At 71.0% G+C, this 14,651-nt stretch carries 21 protein-coding genes; 13 read left to right on the top strand and 8 right to left on the bottom strand.

The features are described 5' to 3' along the window. Both IEX84_RS12235 and IEX84_RS12230 read right to left on the bottom strand, forming a co-directional pair. Positions 1–651: an RAD55 family ATPase gene (locus IEX84_RS12235; protein WP_188872864.1), complete on the bottom strand. Its 651-nt coding sequence runs from the start codon at positions 649–651 to the stop codon at positions 1–3. A gap of 79 nt (positions 652–730) precedes the next feature. Further along, entirely contained in the window at positions 731–1,687 is a 957-nt protein-coding gene (locus tag IEX84_RS12230; protein WP_188872863.1) for an NAD-dependent epimerase/dehydratase family protein, read from the bottom strand. Between the two features lie 98 nt (positions 1,688–1,785). Between IEX84_RS12230 and IEX84_RS12225 the strand changes: the two genes are divergently transcribed. Next, positions 1,786–2,340 carry a tRNA (cytidine(56)-2'-O)-methyltransferase gene (locus tag IEX84_RS12225; RefSeq protein WP_188872862.1) on the top strand — a complete coding sequence of 185 codons (555 nt, stop codon included), beginning with the start codon at positions 1,786–1,788 and terminating at the stop codon, positions 2,338–2,340. Here IEX84_RS12225 and IEX84_RS12220 read toward each other — a convergent pair whose 3' ends face one another. The 3 genes from IEX84_RS12220 to IEX84_RS12210 all read right to left on the bottom strand — a co-directional run bounded on the left by IEX84_RS12220 (position 2,341) and on the right by IEX84_RS12210 (position 3,896). Then, positions 2,341–3,027: a helix-turn-helix domain-containing protein gene (locus IEX84_RS12220; RefSeq protein WP_188872861.1), complete on the bottom strand. Its 687-nt coding sequence runs from the start codon at positions 3,025–3,027 to the stop codon at positions 2,341–2,343. A 65-nt stretch (positions 3,028–3,092) separates the two neighbouring features. Continuing rightward, entirely contained in the window at positions 3,093–3,455 is a 363-nt protein-coding gene (locus IEX84_RS12215) for a hypothetical protein (protein WP_188872860.1), read from the bottom strand. Between the two features lie 60 nt (positions 3,456–3,515). Then, the gene (locus IEX84_RS12210; protein ID WP_188872859.1) at positions 3,516–3,896 is read right to left on the bottom strand and encodes a hypothetical protein; all 381 of its coding nucleotides are present in this window, start codon (positions 3,894–3,896) and stop codon (positions 3,516–3,518) included. Positions 3,897–4,124: 228 nt separating this feature from the next. Here IEX84_RS12210 and IEX84_RS12205 point away from each other — a divergent pair, with 228 nt between their 5' ends. The 6 genes from IEX84_RS12205 to IEX84_RS12180 all read left to right on the top strand — a co-directional run bounded on the left by IEX84_RS12205 (position 4,125) and on the right by IEX84_RS12180 (position 9,452). Beyond that, the gene (locus IEX84_RS12205) at positions 4,125–4,640 is read left to right on the top strand and encodes a transcription factor (protein WP_188872858.1); all 516 of its coding nucleotides are present in this window, start codon (positions 4,125–4,127) and stop codon (positions 4,638–4,640) included. Further along, a complete protein-coding gene (locus tag IEX84_RS12200) occupies positions 4,641–5,315 on the top strand; it encodes a DUF2110 family protein (RefSeq protein WP_188872857.1) in 675 nt (224 codons plus the stop codon). A 2-nt stretch (positions 5,316–5,317) separates the two neighbouring features. Next, complete coding sequence (locus IEX84_RS12195) at positions 5,318–6,058, top strand: DUF5803 family protein (protein WP_188872856.1); 741 nt, start codon at positions 5,318–5,320, stop codon at positions 6,056–6,058. 102 nt (positions 6,059–6,160) lie between these two features. Then, positions 6,161–6,844, top strand: coding sequence for a competence/damage-inducible protein A (locus tag IEX84_RS12190; RefSeq protein WP_188872855.1), 684 nt, complete (start codon positions 6,161–6,163; stop codon positions 6,842–6,844). A gap of 230 nt (positions 6,845–7,074) precedes the next feature. After that, complete coding sequence (locus tag IEX84_RS12185; RefSeq protein ID WP_188872854.1) at positions 7,075–8,229, top strand: ATP-NAD kinase family protein; 1,155 nt, start codon at positions 7,075–7,077, stop codon at positions 8,227–8,229. Between the two features lie 194 nt (positions 8,230–8,423). Continuing rightward, a complete protein-coding gene (locus IEX84_RS12180; protein ID WP_188872853.1) occupies positions 8,424–9,452 on the top strand; it encodes a phosphate signaling complex PhoU family protein in 1,029 nt (342 codons plus the stop codon). 6 nt (positions 9,453–9,458) lie between these two features. On the opposite strand, the gene IEX84_RS12175 is transcribed toward IEX84_RS12180, so the two are convergent. Then, entirely contained in the window at positions 9,459–10,799 is a 1,341-nt protein-coding gene (locus IEX84_RS12175; RefSeq protein WP_188872852.1) for an LEA type 2 family protein, read from the bottom strand. Positions 10,800–10,887: 88 nt separating this feature from the next. On the opposite strand from IEX84_RS12175, the gene IEX84_RS12170 reads away from it, so the two are divergent. From IEX84_RS12170 to IEX84_RS12155, 4 genes are read left to right on the top strand one after another with little or no spacing between them, the layout of a single operon-like run. Next, positions 10,888–11,055 (top strand): DUF7525 family protein, encoded by a 168-nt coding sequence (locus IEX84_RS12170; protein WP_188872851.1) that lies wholly within the window; start codon positions 10,888–10,890, stop codon positions 11,053–11,055. 51 nt (positions 11,056–11,106) lie between these two features. Then, a complete protein-coding gene (locus IEX84_RS12165; protein WP_188872850.1) occupies positions 11,107–11,331 on the top strand; it encodes a DUF7123 family protein in 225 nt (74 codons plus the stop codon). A gap of 43 nt (positions 11,332–11,374) precedes the next feature. Then, positions 11,375–11,785: an SRPBCC family protein gene (locus IEX84_RS12160; protein ID WP_188872849.1), complete on the top strand. Its 411-nt coding sequence runs from the start codon at positions 11,375–11,377 to the stop codon at positions 11,783–11,785. A gap of 6 nt (positions 11,786–11,791) precedes the next feature. Further along, complete coding sequence (locus IEX84_RS12155) at positions 11,792–12,601, top strand: nitrilase-related carbon-nitrogen hydrolase (RefSeq protein ID WP_188872848.1); 810 nt, start codon at positions 11,792–11,794, stop codon at positions 12,599–12,601. A gap of 214 nt (positions 12,602–12,815) precedes the next feature. Here the strand turns inward: IEX84_RS12155 and IEX84_RS12150 are convergent, their stop codons facing one another. Together IEX84_RS12150 and IEX84_RS12145 are read right to left on the bottom strand one after the other, a co-directional pair. Next, the gene (locus tag IEX84_RS12150; protein WP_188872847.1) at positions 12,816–12,956 is read right to left on the bottom strand and encodes a hypothetical protein; all 141 of its coding nucleotides are present in this window, start codon (positions 12,954–12,956) and stop codon (positions 12,816–12,818) included. A gap of 76 nt (positions 12,957–13,032) precedes the next feature. After that, positions 13,033–13,848 (bottom strand): RIO1 family regulatory kinase/ATPase domain-containing protein, encoded by an 816-nt coding sequence (locus IEX84_RS12145; RefSeq protein ID WP_188872846.1) that lies wholly within the window; start codon positions 13,846–13,848, stop codon positions 13,033–13,035. Positions 13,849–13,968: 120 nt separating this feature from the next. Between IEX84_RS12145 and IEX84_RS12140 the strand changes: the two genes are divergently transcribed. After that, positions 13,969–14,160 carry a hypothetical protein gene (locus tag IEX84_RS12140; RefSeq protein ID WP_188872845.1) on the top strand — a complete coding sequence of 64 codons (192 nt, stop codon included), beginning with the start codon at positions 13,969–13,971 and terminating at the stop codon, positions 14,158–14,160. 45 nt (positions 14,161–14,205) lie between these two features. Continuing rightward, positions 14,206–14,388: a hypothetical protein gene (locus tag IEX84_RS12135; RefSeq protein WP_188872844.1), complete on the top strand. Its 183-nt coding sequence runs from the start codon at positions 14,206–14,208 to the stop codon at positions 14,386–14,388. Positions 14,389–14,651 lie beyond the last annotated feature (263 nt).

Here is a 14,651-nt window from a genome sequence, read left to right as displayed (position 1 = left end):
TCAGTAGGGGACCCACTCCGTCGGCGACGACGTCACGCCGACGACGCGGAGTTGGCGCTCGCCGTCCTCGTTCGTCCGCGTCTGCACCATCCCGTCGAAGAGCGGCGCGAACCGGTCGAAGGCCTCCCGGTCGCCGAGTTCGATGAGCGCGAACCCGAGCTGGTCGGCCGACTGTATCCGGCCCGTGTAGACGTGGAGGAACCGGAAGAGCCGGCGGGGCTCCGTGTACATCAGCATCGTCGGGATGGAGACGAAGCCGGAGCGGACGCGCCCGACACCCCCCTCGTCGAGCGCCTGGAAGAGCCCCGCGGAGCGGATACCGATGTCCGTCACGTCGCCCGGCGAGGACGCGTAGCGGACCCACCGGGTGTCCCGGACCTCCTCGCCGCGCTCGCGCGTCACGCAGTCGACGACGCCCGCCCGTCCCTCCGCGACCGCGTCCGCGAGCGGTGGTGACTTATCGAGCAACCGGTCCGCGTCCTCGCGCATCGTGATGACGAGCGCCCCCTCGCCCCGCCGACACCCCGCCTCGACGAGCGAGCGCGCGAGGTCCCGCTTTCCGGTCAGCGGCGGCCCGCCGATCATCAGGTTCGTCCCCGCCGCGACCTCGTCTATCGGGAGGGTATCGCTTACGTCGTAACTGTCCCCCATCGCCCGGCATCTTCGACCGACGGCGGTTAAAACGTACCGACCCCCGCGCCGGGGGGCACTCGGTCCCGCGGCGCGACACTCACACGTCGTGCGACGCGTCGCGTTCCGCGCGCAGCTCCGCCGCGAGCTGCTCGGTCGCCTCCCGGACCGCCTCGTCGCTCGACCGACTCGGACTCCAGCCGAGCGCCGCGAGCTTCTCGATGGAGAGGCGCATCTTCGGCACGTCGCCCGTCCACCCCCGGTCCCCGCCCGTGTACGCGTAGTCGGGCTCGACGTCGAGGACGTCCGCGACGACGTCCGCGATACGGGTGACGGAGGTCGTCGTCCGCGTCCCGAGGTTGTACGTGTTCACGTCGGCGTCGGCGTGTTCGACGACGTACTCGATGGCCTCGACGCACTCCTCGACGTGCATGTAGGACTTCTGCTGGCGGCCGTTCCCGAGTATCTCCAGCTCGTCGGGGTCCGCGAGGAGCTTCTCGATGAAGTCCGGGATGACGGTCCCGCGCTGGCGCGGCCCGACGATGTTGGCGAAGCGAAAGAGCCACACCTGGAAGTCGTAGGAGTGACCGTAGACGGAGAGGAGGCCCTCGTCGGCGAGCTTGCTCGCCCCGTAGATGCTGATGGGTTCGAGGGGGGCGTAATCCTCCGGCGTCGGCATCGGGGCTTCGCCGTACACGGTCGAGGAGGACGTGAAGGCGACCTTCGAGGCGCCCACGTCGTCCATCCGTTCGAGGACGTTGTACGTCATCGTCTGGTTCTCCTCGAAGAGCGTCCGGTCGTCGTCGAAGTTCGTGTCCGTGTACGCCGCGAAGTGGAAGACGACGTCCGTCCCCGCGGGAATCGCCTCGGCCGTCTCGTCGGCGTCGCGGAGGTCCGCCTCGACGAACTCGACGCCGTCGGGGACCGCCGCGCGCTCGCCCTTCGAGAGGTCGTCCACGCCGATCACGCGGTTGTCGTCGACGAGTCGCGCCGCGAGGTGCGAGCCGACGAGGCCCGCGACGCCCGTCACGACCACCGTCTTCCCGGAGAAGTCCATACGCGACGGTGCGCGAGGCGGCGCAAGTGCCTTTCCCTTTCTCGCCCCACCGGGGTCGTTCCGTAAGCCGTTACCCGCCCACGCCCCTCTCCGGACGTATGCAGAACGACCCCGAGGTCGCCGTGCTCCGGTTCGGCCACCGGCCCGGACGCGACGACCGGATGACGACGCACGTCGGGCTGACGGCGCGCGCGCTCGGCGCGGACCGCGTGATCCTCCCCGACAACGCCGGCCAGTCGCTGGAGACGATCCGCGACATCACGACCCGCTTCGGCGGCCCCTTCGAGGCCGAACTCGACGACTCCCAGCCGGCGACGATTCGCGACTGGGACGGCCGCGTCGTCCACCTGACGATGTACGGCGAGCGCGTGCAGGACGTCGAAGGCGAGGTCCGCGCGGCCCACCGGGACGCCGCGGAGCCCCTGCTCGTCGTCGTCGGCGGCGAGAAGGTCCCCTTCGAGGTGTACGACGAGGCGGACTGGAACGTCGGCGTGACGAACCAACCCCACTCCGAGGTCGCGGGCCTCGCCGTCTTCCTCGACCGGCTCTTCGAGGGCCGCGAACTCGACCGGGAGTGGCGGGACGCGGAGCAGGTCGTCGTTCCCGAGGCGACGGGCAAGACCGTCGTCGCGCCCGAGGACGTCGAGGACTGATCACCGCAGGCGGGTGAGCGGGGCGACGAGCCGGTCGGCGGCCCGCGCGAGGACCGCGAACGGGTCGACGCCGTCCCCGGAGAGCCGATAGCGGCCCTCGTCGTCGCACTCGACGGCCCCGCGGGCGTCGAGGACGGCGAGCGCGCGCCGGACGCGCTGGGTTTCGACGCCGAGGTCGTCGGCGAGCGCCGCGGGCGCGCGTGGGCCGTCGCGCAGCGCGCGCAGACACTCGCCCGCGAGGTCCGCGTCCGCGAACGCCTCGGGGTCGACGTCGACGGCCGGCGACTCGCGCGTCGCGCCGGCGTCGGTGGCCGTCGTGTTCGTACTCCACACCCCTCGCGCGTCCGCGTTCGTCCCCCCATCCGCACTCACGCCCGTCGCCCCCGGTCGCTGTGCGAGCGCGTCGAGCGCGAGCCAGCCCGCGAGGACGAGCGCGACGAGCGCGAGCCAGTGCACCCCGCGGGCGAACGAGAGCGCGGCGACCAGCCCGGAGGCGAGCGCGAGCGCCGCGTGCCGGGCCGCCGTCGCGGCGTCGTGCCGTTCGCCCGCGGCCTCCGCGAGGGCGACGCCGAGCGCACCGACGCCGACGGCGAGCGCGACCGGGAGGCCGAGCCCGACGGCGAACGCGAACCCGGCGAGGACCGCGGCCTCCGCGGCGCGCCAGCCGAAGGTGCGAACGGACGACATCACGGGTCACGACGCACGACGCGGGCAAAACGGCGGCGGTCCGCACCAGCTCGCGGTCGCACGGATTACTCGGTCGACCCCCGCCGATAGTCGCGCAGTCCGAGTGCGAACAGGACGAGGCCGCCGACGGCGAGCAGGACGTGGAGCGCCGTCCCGAGGCCGAGCACGGCGCTCACGAGGAGGCTGTACGCGGTGATGCAGAGCACCCCGAGGCCGAAGAGGACGTGGACGACGGCGCGCGGGACGCCGTACGCCTCGGTGACGACGAAGACGGCTTCGAGGGCGACGACGATGGCGTACACCCCGAGGACGTCGCGGAGCGGCCACCCCGCGACGAGCGCGAGGCCGGCGAAGACGGCGGCACCGCCGAGGGTCTTCCGAGCGACGTTCCGGTCCGCGGCGGTCTCGCGGACGGCGGCGAGGGACACGACCGACCCGTCGGTGCGGACCGCCCTAAGCCTTCGGCACCGCGCGCGACGCGGACCGCCTCAGGTCCCGGTCGGCGTCCAGCCCGCCTCCCGGGCGACGCGCCAGAGCGTGTACAGACCGAGGAGGGCGAAGACGGCACCGACGAGCGCTAGGAGCGGCGCGGGGTCGGTGAGGCCGAAGTAGACCATCGCGGCGGCGAGCGCGAGGACGACGAGGCCGCCGCCGGCCCGCCGCGCGCGCTCGGAGACGTCGGCCGCGGTGACGACGACCGCGACCGTCGGCACCGCGACCGCCACGACGGCGAGGACGGCGAAGTCGGCGAGCGAGCGGCCCGTGAGCGCGGTCAGCGCCGCGGCGACGACGAGCAGGGCGACGGTCTGCCGGAGGAAGCCGCGTTCCGCTGCGGCCTCGCGGAGCGCCTCGGGGTCGATGAGTGACACGCGAGCGCGTACGGATGGGTCCGACAAGAACGTTCGCGCTGGTCGCGGCTCGCCCCGCTCGACTCGCGGGTCGCTCCCCGTTCGCGCGTTCCGGTCGCGGTTCCGCACTACCGTTCGGAACCGCGTGACTCACGGCTCACTCCGTTCGCCGTTCGTGTGTTCCGGTGCCGCGAAGCGGCACCGTACCCGATGGTTATAAGGGTCGTTCGGCCCCGAGTCACACGTATCATGGCTTTCGAGGGGTTGTTGGAGGACCCAGTCGTACAGAAATACCTCCACGAGCTGGTCGGCCCGAAGGGGATGCCGGTGGCGGCCGCGCCGCCGGACGGCGAGGTGACGGACGAGGAGCTCGCGGAGCGCCTCGACCTCGAACTGAACGACGTCCGCCGGGCGCTGTTCATCCTCTACGAGAACGACCTGGCGACCTATCGCCGGGTGCGCGACGAGGACTCGGGGTGGCTCACCTACCTCTGGACGTTCCACTACGAGAACGTCCCGGCGAACCTCCGCGAGGAGATGGAGCGCCTCCGCGAGGCCTTAGAGGAGCGCCGCGAGTACGAGCGGGACAACGAGTTCTACCTCTGTGAGGTGGACTCCATCCGCTTCGAGTTCGACGAGGCGATGGACTTCGGCTTCGAGTGCCCCGAGTGTGGCTCGCCGCTGGAGGCGATGGGGAACGACGACATGGTCGAGTCCATCGACGAGCGCCTCGAAGCGCTCGAAACCGAACTGGGTATCGTCTGAATGGTCGTCCTCGCAACGAAGGTGTACGTCGAGGGGGGCGCGCGCGAGCGCGCGCTCGACTCCCTCGGCTCGCTCGTCGGGAACGCCCTCGGCGACCTCGACGTCTCCTTCGACGTCGGCCTGCGACACGACGGCTTCCCGTCCGTGACGCTCGACGGCGACGACGCGCCCGTCGCGCGGAACGTCCTCCGCGAGGAGTGGGGGGCGATCACGCCCGAGTTCGCGGACGGCGAGACGTACGTCGGCACCCTCGAGGGGTGGGACGAGGACGGCTTCGTCCTCGACGCCGGTGAGGAGGTCCGAATCCCCGCCGACGGCATCGGCCTCGGTCCCGGGACGCCCGAGCAGGTGCGCACGCGCTTCGGGCTCGTCCAGCACGTCCCCCTGCGGTTCGTCTACGACGCGGACACCGGCCACGAACTCGCGGACGCGGAGCGCGACCGACTCTACGACTGGACGCGCGCCGACTCTGGTCGGGTGAACGTGAACTCGGCGACGCGCGCGGAGGTCCGCGCGACCGTCAACCGCGCGGGCCACGCCCGCGACATCGTGACCGTCGAGCGCCTCGGGCTCCTGGAGCAGAGCATCGTCTGCGGCGAGGACACGGACGCGCCGGGACTGCTCGCCAGCATCGGCGAGTACGTCCCCGCGGAACTGCTGTGCGTGGTCCCCTGACGATGCGACGGCGCTGGCTCCTCCTGCTCGCGGCGGTCGGACTGCTCGCGGTGAGCGCCGGCTGTCTCGGCACGAGCACGGTCAGCGATCAGCAGCTGAATCAGAACGCGACGTATCAGTGGAACGCGACCGAGGCGCAGAACGTCTCGGCGGTCGTGAACGCGACCGGCGGGCAGTACACCGCCGTGCTGAACGTCACGGGGACGAACCGGAGCGCGATGCGTTTCTCCCAGACGAGTCAGTTCACGGGTGAGCGGCCCATTCCGATCCGCGCGATCCAGTTTCGCTACCCGAACGGGACGGTGGTGAACGCGACGGCCATCGAGGTCTCGCAGTCGCGCGACGCCGTGACGGTGACGCCGCCCGGCGAGCGCGGGCAGTTCGCGTACACCGCGCCGATGGGTGACCGCTCGCTCGACGTGCCGGTCGTCCTCCCGGGGCGTTCGCACGAGGTGCTCCTCCCCGCGGGGATGCGGGTCCGCGTCCCCGTCTTCGGGAGCGTCAGCCCCGGCGGCTACGAGCGAACGGTCGTCGACGACCGCGTGCACGTCCGCTGGGGGAGCGTCGACGCCGAGTCGCTCAGCCTCCAGTTCTTCTTGATGCGCGACGTCTACCTCTTCGCGGGTCTGCTCGCGCTCGGCGGCCTCGTCGCCATCGGCGGCATCGTCTACTACCGCCTCCAGATTCGCCGCCTCGAACGCGAGCGCGCGGAGAGCGGGCTCGACGTCCGCGACGAGAACTGAGTGAGAGACGCGGTCGACGGCCGAACGCCGACCGCGGGGCGACGCGGCCCGCCGACGCCCGCGACGGGCGCTTTTTTCAGGACGCGGCGCGCCGATGCGGGCATGGACGTGGCCGTGTTGACGGTCGGTGACGAGGTGCTCGCGGGCGAGACGACGAACACGAACGCGGCGTGGCTCGGCCGCCGCCTCACCGAGCGGGGCGCGACGGTGGCGCGGGTCGTCGTCGTGCCCGACGACCGCGACGCCATCGAGACCACGGTCCGCCTCCTCTCGACGGGCTACGACGCCGTGCTCGTCACGGGCGGTCTCGGGCCGACGCCGGACGACGTGACGATGGCCGCGGTCGCGGCGGCGTTCGACCGCGACCTGGTCGCGCACCCAGACGCGGTCGCGTACTTCGAGACGCACGACGGCTACGCGAACGCCGAGGCGGACGCGACGGTGCTGCCCGAGGGCGCGCGGTTCGTGGCGAACGACGCGGGCGTCGCGCCGGGGGCCGTGGTCGAGAACTGCTACGTGCTCCCGGGCGTGCCGAGCGAGATGAAGGCGGTATTCGAGCGCGTCGCGGCGGCGTTCACGGGCGCGGTCCCGGTCGTCAAGACGGTGTTCGTTGCCGAACCGGAGAGCGCGCTCGTCGACCGAATCGAGGGCGTCCGCGAGCGCTTCGACGTCACCGTCGGGAGCTACCCGGGTGACGGCGTGCGAGTGCGACTCAGGGGGACGGACGAGGGCGAGGTGAACGCGGCGGCGGCGTGGCTCCGCGAGCGCGTCGAGGGCGGCGAGTAGGGAGGGGAACGCGGGCGGTCAGCGGACCTCGTAGGCCCACCAGGCGGCGGCGAGGACGAGGCCGAGCACGAGGACGATCCAGCTCACCGCGCCAATCGGGAGCGCGGTCTCCGCGAGGGGTGCGAACATACGCGGTCGGTTCTGCGGGCGCGCCCTTAACGGTTTAGCATCGCGTCGCCGTCGGGGCCGTGGCGAACGGGCTTTACGCGGCGCGCGCGAAACGCAAGCGAATGCGAACCATCGGCGTCGTCGTCAACCCGATTGCGGGGATGGGCGGGCGCGTCGGCCTGAAGGGGACGGACGAGCGGGTCGCGGAGGCACGCGAGCGCGGTGCGGAACCGCGCGCACCCGAGCGGGCGAGCGCGGCGCTCCGCGCGCTCGCTGACGCCGCGGGAGTGACGGGTGACACGGACGCGACGAGCGACGCGCGACGGGCGGACGACGCGGGGACGGCGGACGACACCGAGGCGGGGAGAACGAACGGTATCGTCCTGCTCGCGTACGGCGGCGAGATGGGCGAGCGGGAGGCCCGCGAGGCCGGTTTCGAGCCGACGGTCGTCGGTCACCCGGCGGAGACGGAGACAACGGCCACGGACACCCGCGCGGCGGTGCGGGCGTTCGTGGAGCGCGGCGTCGACCTCGTCCTCTTCGTCGGCGGGGACGGCACCGCGACGGACGTCGCCACGACGCTCGACGAGGCGGGGAGCGACGCCCCGATGCTGGGCGTGCCCGCCGGCGTGAAGGTCTACTCCTCCGTGTTCGCGCGCACGCCGCGCGACGCGGGTCGAATCGCGGCGACGTTCGAGCGGACGGAGCGCCGCGAGGTGAACGACATCGACGAGGAGGCGTACCGCGCCGGCGAGGTCCGCGCGGAGCTGAAGGCGGTGGCGACCGTGCCGGTCGCGGAGGCGCTCCAGTCGGGCAAACAGCGCACCTCGGGGAGCGTCGACACCCTCGCCGCCGGGTTCGCCGCGGACGTCGAGGCGGGCGTGACGTACCTCTTCGGGCCCGGTGGGACGGTCGGAGCCATCGAGCGCGAACTCGGTATCGAGGGCTCCCCGCTCGGCGTGGACGTCTGGCGCGACGGCGAGGTGCTGGTGCGCGACGGGAGCGAGGCCGAACTCCTCGACGCGCTCGGGGAGCGCAACGTCGCCGTCGTCTCGCCCATCGGCGGACAGGGGTTCGTCCTCGGGCGGGGGAACCAACAGCTCAGCCCCGCGGTCGTGCGCCGGTGCGAACTCGCGGTCGTCGCCTCGCCGTCGAAGCTCGTGGCGACCGGCGTGCTCCACGTCGACACGGGCGAGGCCGACCTCGACGCCGAACTGCGCGGGTGGATGGAGGTCCGGACGGGCCGTCACACCCGCCAGCTCGTGAAGGTCGAATAACGTCCTTAAGGACGCGATTCGGTGGGCGGCGACGGCCACATCGGGGCCGAGAGCCCCGCTTCGTACACCAGGTTCGTGATCGTCTAGTCGTTCGCCGCTCCACTTCGCCGTCTCCGGTATTCGAGGGGGCGTTCCTTAGAGAATATAATGTGTCGAGCGCAAGATTAAGGTACTACTGTAGCTTCGGTTCGGGCATGGAGAGCCGGAAAGTGCAGCGACTCGGGCCGTCGACGCTGGCGATGACGCTCCCGGCGGAGTGGGCCCGGTCGCAGAACGTCGAGAAGGGGGACGAGGTCACGGTCCGCGAGAGCGGGAAGGGGACGCTGACGGTGACGCCGGCGTCGGCGAGCGACGACGAGAGCGAGGCGACGATACACGCCGAGACGTTCGACGCCGCGGCCGTCGAGCGCGCCATCGTCGGCCAGTACGTCCTCGGACGGCGCGTCATCCACGTCACCGACGAGGACACCCTCGACAGCGACCACATCAACGCCGTCTACAAGGCCGAAACGCAGCTGATGGGCCTCGGCGTCGTCGAGGAGACGCCCGAGCGCATCACCATCCGGTGTTCCGTCGACCCCGAGGACTTCACGCTCGACAACCTCCTCCAGCGTCTGGAGAACACGGGGAGCACGATGCGCGGCGAGGCCGTGAAGGCCCTCGCGCACGGGAACCCCGACCTCGCCGAGCGCGCGCTCAACCGCGAGCGACAGGCGAACAAGATATTCGTCCTCCTCCTTCGGCTCATCTTCACCGCCTACGAGAACCCGAACCTCGCGCGCGCCGTCGGCCTCGACGACGGCTTCTCGCTCATCGGCTACCGCTCGGTCGCCAAGAACCTCGAACTCACCGCGGACAACGCCGAGGACATCGCGGAAATCGTCCTCGAATCCGAGGGCCACACCCTCGACGTCGACAACGCGACGATGCGCCAGATTCGGGAGTTCACCGACGAGGTCGACGAGCTCACGCGCCTCGCCGTCGAGGCCGTCGTCGAGCGCGACTACGCCAAGCACGTCCAGTGCCGCGAGCGCTTCGCCCAGGTCGACGACCTCGAAACCGAGATGCTCGAAGCCCTCCCGGAGATGGAGAACCTCCGCCTGCTCCGCGTCCGGGACGTCCTCGTCAGCCTCCAGCAGATCGCCGAACTCGCCATGCGGAACGCCGAAATCGCCGCGAACCTCGCGCTCAACGAGCAGTCCGCGCACACGACCCTGGAGTAGCCCGGGTCAGCGCGACGCCCCGAGGACGAGCAAGCCGCCGGTCGTCGACGACGACGTCCCATCGGTGGTCGTATTTTCCGCCGTCGTGGTGCCGTCAGTCGTCGTCCTCGTATCATCCGTCGTCCCGTCCGTCGTGCCGTCACTCGTCGTGGTCATCCCGTCACTCGTCGTGGTCGTCCCGTCTGCCGTCGTCGTGTCATCACTCGCCCCGTCGCTCGCGGTCGTCTCACCGCTGAGAACGCCGTCGAGCGTCCCCCCGTCGTCGGTCGTCGTGTTCGACCCGTCCGAGACGAGGCCGTCGAGTGCGCTCCCGTCGTCGGACTCGTTCGACGACGCGTTCGCGGAGCCGTCCGAGCCCGCCCCACCGGCCGAGGCGTTCGCGCTCGCGCTCGCGTTCTTCGTCCCGAAGATGTCCGTCTCGACCGAGTCCCGGTAGGTGAGCGCGCGCAGCGGGACGCGCATCTCCCCCGCCCCGTCGACGGAGAGGCGCGCGTAGAAGTCGATGACGACCTCGGTCCGCTGGTTCCGCTGGAGGTGCGTCACCCACCACTCGTCGATACGGTCGGTGTCGATGACGGTCTCGGCGCGCACGGTCCGCGTCCCGCCGGGCGGGATGACGACGGTGTTCTCCGTCTCGCCGCTCCCCACCGCGACGTCGTTCATCGTCACGTCGTAACCGACCCCGCCGATGGCGACCGGGACGGATTTGGGGTTGTGGACGACGAACGACGTTTCGAGGGGCGTCGACTCGTTCGTCACGGTCCCCCAGTGCGCGCTGGTCTCCTCGACGACGAGGACCGGGTCGCTCACGAGCGGGAAGCCGGCGTTCACCGGCCGGTCCTCGGTGGAGTTGAACTGGTCGCTGATGTTCGTCGTCACCGTGCGGGTCACGGGGACGACGTGGACGGTGCGCCCGAGGGTGCCCGAGGTGACGTCCGCGGCCACGGAGACGGTCGTCTCCTCGCCGTTGCGGACGTGGCTCGTCCACCACGACGGGATGCGCTCGTTGCGGATATAGCTCGAAAATCGCAGGGTCGTGTTCCCGGTGCCGACCGCGACGCCGCGTTTCTCGCCGCGCGCCAGCCCGATGTCGTTCATCGAGACGGTGTAGTCGACGCTCACGCCGCCGAGGCGGACCGAGAGCGGGTTGGGGTTGTGGACCGTCAGCGAGGTGTCGACGGTCGTCGTCGTCTCGTTCACGTCACCGAAGCTGTTCTGCGTCGCGGCGACCGACGGCGCGCCGACCCACCCCAGGGCGACGGCCCCGCCGGTGACGCCGACGACGGCGACGAGCGCGACGAGGACGGAGCGGCGGCGCGTGCCGAACGCGAGCGCGCGGATGTCCATGCCCCGAGAGCGACCGCGACCGTCGAAAGCCTTGCGTCACGCGACGGGGACCGCAGGCGCTAAGTCCCGCGCGTCGATAGACCGACGTATGGCAGAAACTACCACTGACAAGGGGCTCGGCGTCGGGTTGGTCTGCGGTGCGGTCGCGACGGTCGGGGCGCTCGGCGTACTCACGGGCATGGCGGTCCCGGTCGGGTTCGCCGCCGCGGTCGCGTTCGGCGCGCTCTCCGTCGCGGCGTTCCACGCGTTCGCGTGAGGAGTCCCGGGACCGGAAACGGTTAAGCACGCGAGTCGTGTACACGGAACCATGACGGAGTACACCGAGGACGAGCGCCGCATCCTCGACTACCTCACCGAGAGCGTCGAGGGCGGCGAGCGGTACTTCCGGGCGAAGAGGATCGCCGGCAACCTCGGCCTCACCGCCAAACAGGTCGGGGCGCGCCTCCCCCGCCTCGCCGAGAAGTCCGACGACGTCGACATCGAGAAGTGGGGGCGCTCGAAGTCGACGACGTGGCGCGTCGAACCCGCCTGAGTCGAATCGGCGGTTTTTTGCTCGCGCTGGCCGACCACCGCGTATGACTGTGCGGGTCGAACGGACGTTCGAGTTGGACGTTCCCGCAGCGGACGTCTGGGAGTTCATCGCCGACCCGACGAAGCGCGCTTCGGCCATCAGCGTCGTCACCGGCTACGAGCGCCGCGGCGACGTCACCGTCTGGTTCGTCGAACTCCCCGTCGTCCGACGGACCATCGAGGTCGAGACGCGCGACGTCGACCGCCGCGAGGGCGAGTACGTCGAGTTCGTCGGGAAATCCTCCGTGCTGAACGTCACCGGCGAGCACGAACTGGAGGCGACCGACGGCGGCTGTCGGCTCCACAACACCTTCGTGGTCGAGGGGAAGTTCCCCGGCGTCGAGTCCTTCTTCAAACGCGAGCTCGACGACGAACTCGACAACCTCGAACGCGAACTCGCCTCCAAGGGGGCGTAGTCCACGATGCGTCTCGCGCTCGCCCAACTCGACCCAACCGCGGGCGACGTCGCGGCGAACGAACGCGCGGCACGCGACGCCGTCGCGGCCGCCGCCGACCGCGACGCCGACCTCGTCGCCCTCCCCGAGCTGTGGGACGTCGGCTACTTCGCCTTCGACGACTACCCGGCCGCCGCCCAGGGCCTCGACGGGTCGCGTCTCGACGCGCTCGCCGACGTCGCCGCCGAGCACGGAGTCGCCGTCCTCGCGGGGAGCGTCGTCGAGGACCTCGCCGCGAGCGCCGCCGCCGGGTTCGACACGCCCGCCGACGAGGGGTACGCGAACACGAGCGTCCTCCTCGACGCGTCGGGCGAGCGGCGGCTCGTCTACCGCAAACGCCACCTCTTCGGCTACGACTCGCGCGAAGCCGACCTGCTCGTGGCGGGCGAACGCCTCGATACCGCCGACGTCGGCGGCTTCACCGTCGCCGCGACGACGTGCTACGATCTTCGTTTCCCCGAACTCTACCGTGACCTCCTCGATGCGGGCGTCACGCTCGTCCTCGTCCCGTCCGCGTGGCCGTACCCGCGCGTCGAGCACTGGCGGACGCTCGCGCGGGCGCGCGCCGTCGAGAACCAGTGGTATCTCGGCGCGGTCAACGGCGTCGGCGCACAGGGCGACGCGCGACTGCTCGGGCGCTCCACCGTCTACGACCCGTGGGGGACGCCGATGGCGAGCGCCGGCGACGAGGCGACGCTCGTCGTCGCGGACGTCGAGCCCGAGCGCGTCCGGGAGGTCCGGGACTCGTTCCCCGCGCTCGACGACCGGCGGCGCTGACGGCCGTCGGTGGATACCTTTTTACGCGCGGAGGGAATAGTGGGAACTGCCGACGCGAGACGCTTTTCTCGTCGCGTGTTGGCACTAACGCCCGCACCTCGTCTCCACGCCGACCCCGAGTCGTCCGGAAGCCCGCGCCGGACGACCATCGGCCCCTACCGACCAGGTGGGGCCACCCCCATCGCCTCCCGCCTCTCACGTCACCCGAGAGCGTTCAGTCCGACCCCACGTCCGCGTCGATGAGCAGGTCCTGCAGCGCGCTCCGGAGCAAGAATCGCGTCCGGTCGTTCTCCGCGTGTTCCAAGGCGTCCTCGAGTTTCTCCTGTACCGTCGCGGACCGTTCGTCCCCCTCCATGGTCGTCGCGTTCCAAACCGGGACGGATAGGTGTGACGGAGGCTGCAGGAAACGCCGGCTCGCCGGGTGCCGTGGCTCATCCGTCCCGGTCGCTCGCAGCGCCCTCGAGTTCGCCGCGGAGCGCGGCGGCGTCGAAGTCGTGGTCGGGGCGGATGGCGACGAAGTCGAGGAACTCGCGGGCGGCGAGTAGCGCCGCGACGTCGAAGGCCTCGCGGGCCGCACCGACGGCGACTTCGGCACCCACGAGCGGTTCGAGGACGGCGAGCGCGCACGCGAGGTCGTACGCCTGCGCGGAGCGCTCGACGTCCGCGTCCTCGCGGACGCGCGTCGCGTCGATGAAGTAGAGGTCGCCGCGGTGGACGAGGACGTTCTCCGCGCGGAGGTCGCCGTGCGCGAGGCCGTGGTCGTGCATCGTCCGGAGCGCGGCGAACAGTTCGGGGGCGCGGGCCGCGATGGCCCGGGGCGGGAGGTCGTCGAGCGTCTCGAAGTCCGGAAGGTACTCCATGACGAGGACGCCGAGGTCGTCGACGGCGAACACCTCGATCGGTTCGGGGACGTTCAGACCGGCCTCGCGCATCCGCCGCGTCGCCACGAGTTCGTGCTCCGCCATCTCGACGGGGCCGTCGAAGGGCTCGAAGAAGCCCTCCGCGCCCGCCGAGAAGACCCCGAGGTTCCGCATCCCGGTGAACAGCGAGTGGACGAAGGCGTTCTGTGCGGAGACGATCTTGCAGAACCACCGGTCGTTCACGACGACGGGCGTGGAGAACCAGTTGTCCGCCTCCAGGAACTCGACGCGGACGCGCTCCTGGTCGTAGCGCTCGGCCATCTCGCGGGCGACCGCTTCGAGCGACGACCACGGGACGGTGCCGCGGACGAACCGCCGGAGGCTCATACCCACCGAAAGGCCGCCTCGACGTATAGTTCCTTTCGCACCGCGCCCGCGAGCCCGGCCCGGTGCGTCGTCGCCCCCGGATTTTTCCGTCGGGCGGACACAACTCACCGGCTAGACGCCATGTCCAGCGAGCGAGCCGACTCCGGAACCGAGGAGGGGTGGGGTTCGAACGCCATCGGCGAGGCGTTCGAGACGCTCGAAACGGAGATCGAGCGCGCCGAGGCGGACGCCTCGGGCGCGCGGGCCATTGCGCTCTCGCGCTCCCGCGACCTGCTCGAAAAGATCGAACGGACACTCAAGAAAACCGCGTGAGCGGCCACCGTCTTCTTCCGTGTGCCGAGTGACCGTCGAGACGTCATGTCGAACTCCAACGACGGCGCGAGCGACTACGCGAACGAGGCCATCGAGAAGACGACCGACGAACTCCGCAAGCACATCGACGAGGCCGAGCGCGACTCCGACGGCAAGAAGCGCGAGGCGCTTCAAAAGGCGCGCGAACACCTCGACAACTTCGAGCAGTCGCTGAAAAAGCGAACCTGAAACGGCACCGTCGAAATCGCGGCGCGATGCGATAGCGGTGTCGTCGCGGTCGGTCGCGGCGCGGTGTCGTCGCAGTCGGTCGCGGCACGGTACGACCCCTTCTCCACACGACGTCTTCGGGCGACTAGCGCCGCCCGGATGCATCAGCCGACGTTCGCGTGAGAGCACGCGAGCACGCCGGGGCGCACTCCGACGGAGTGGGGGGCAGGATTGGGATACGAAACGGGGTCGAGGGTCGCTGTAGGCGGCCCTCACGGGCCGGA

The sequence above is a fragment of the Halarchaeum rubridurum genome (assembly GCF_014647115.1).
GTDB lineage: Archaea > Halobacteriota > Halobacteria > Halobacteriales > Halobacteriaceae > Halarchaeum > Halarchaeum rubridurum.
The sequence above is the reverse complement of the archived record's forward strand: the minus strand, read 5'-3'. Positions and strand labels throughout refer to the sequence as shown.

What these genes read in the sequence shown, in the direction of transcription:
- IEX84_RS12235 (WP_188872864.1), bottom strand. Translation starts at nt 651, where the DNA reads ATGGGGGACAGTTACGACGTAAGCGATACCCTCCCGATAGACGAGGTC.
- IEX84_RS12230 (WP_188872863.1), bottom strand. Translation starts at nt 1,687, where the DNA reads ATGGACTTCTCCGGGAAGACGGTGGTCGTGACGGGCGTCGCGGGCCTC.
- IEX84_RS12225 (WP_188872862.1), top strand. Translation starts at nt 1,786, where the DNA reads ATGCAGAACGACCCCGAGGTCGCCGTGCTCCGGTTCGGCCACCGGCCC.
- IEX84_RS12220 (WP_188872861.1), bottom strand. Translation starts at nt 3,027, where the DNA reads ATGTCGTCCGTTCGCACCTTCGGCTGGCGCGCCGCGGAGGCCGCGGTC.
- IEX84_RS12205 (WP_188872858.1), top strand. Translation starts at nt 4,125, where the DNA reads ATGGCTTTCGAGGGGTTGTTGGAGGACCCAGTCGTACAGAAATACCTC.
- IEX84_RS12200 (WP_188872857.1), top strand. Translation starts at nt 4,641, where the DNA reads ATGGTCGTCCTCGCAACGAAGGTGTACGTCGAGGGGGGCGCGCGCGAG.
- IEX84_RS12195 (WP_188872856.1), top strand. Translation starts at nt 5,318, where the DNA reads ATGCGACGGCGCTGGCTCCTCCTGCTCGCGGCGGTCGGACTGCTCGCG.
- IEX84_RS12190 (WP_188872855.1), top strand. Translation starts at nt 6,161, where the DNA reads ATGGACGTGGCCGTGTTGACGGTCGGTGACGAGGTGCTCGCGGGCGAG.
- IEX84_RS12185 (WP_188872854.1), top strand. Translation starts at nt 7,075, where the DNA reads ATGCGAACCATCGGCGTCGTCGTCAACCCGATTGCGGGGATGGGCGGG.
- IEX84_RS12180 (WP_188872853.1), top strand. Translation starts at nt 8,424, where the DNA reads ATGGAGAGCCGGAAAGTGCAGCGACTCGGGCCGTCGACGCTGGCGATG.
- IEX84_RS12175 (WP_188872852.1), bottom strand. Translation starts at nt 10,799, where the DNA reads ATGGACATCCGCGCGCTCGCGTTCGGCACGCGCCGCCGCTCCGTCCTC.
- IEX84_RS12170 (WP_188872851.1), top strand. Translation starts at nt 10,888, where the DNA reads ATGGCAGAAACTACCACTGACAAGGGGCTCGGCGTCGGGTTGGTCTGC.
- IEX84_RS12165 (WP_188872850.1), top strand. Translation starts at nt 11,107, where the DNA reads ATGACGGAGTACACCGAGGACGAGCGCCGCATCCTCGACTACCTCACC.
- IEX84_RS12160 (WP_188872849.1), top strand. Translation starts at nt 11,375, where the DNA reads ATGACTGTGCGGGTCGAACGGACGTTCGAGTTGGACGTTCCCGCAGCG.
- IEX84_RS12155 (WP_188872848.1), top strand. Translation starts at nt 11,792, where the DNA reads ATGCGTCTCGCGCTCGCCCAACTCGACCCAACCGCGGGCGACGTCGCG.
- IEX84_RS12150 (WP_188872847.1), bottom strand. Translation starts at nt 12,956, where the DNA reads ATGGAGGGGGACGAACGGTCCGCGACGGTACAGGAGAAACTCGAGGAC.
- IEX84_RS12145 (WP_188872846.1), bottom strand. Translation starts at nt 13,848, where the DNA reads ATGAGCCTCCGGCGGTTCGTCCGCGGCACCGTCCCGTGGTCGTCGCTC.
- IEX84_RS12140 (WP_188872845.1), top strand. Translation starts at nt 13,969, where the DNA reads ATGTCCAGCGAGCGAGCCGACTCCGGAACCGAGGAGGGGTGGGGTTCG.
- IEX84_RS12135 (WP_188872844.1), top strand. Translation starts at nt 14,206, where the DNA reads ATGTCGAACTCCAACGACGGCGCGAGCGACTACGCGAACGAGGCCATC.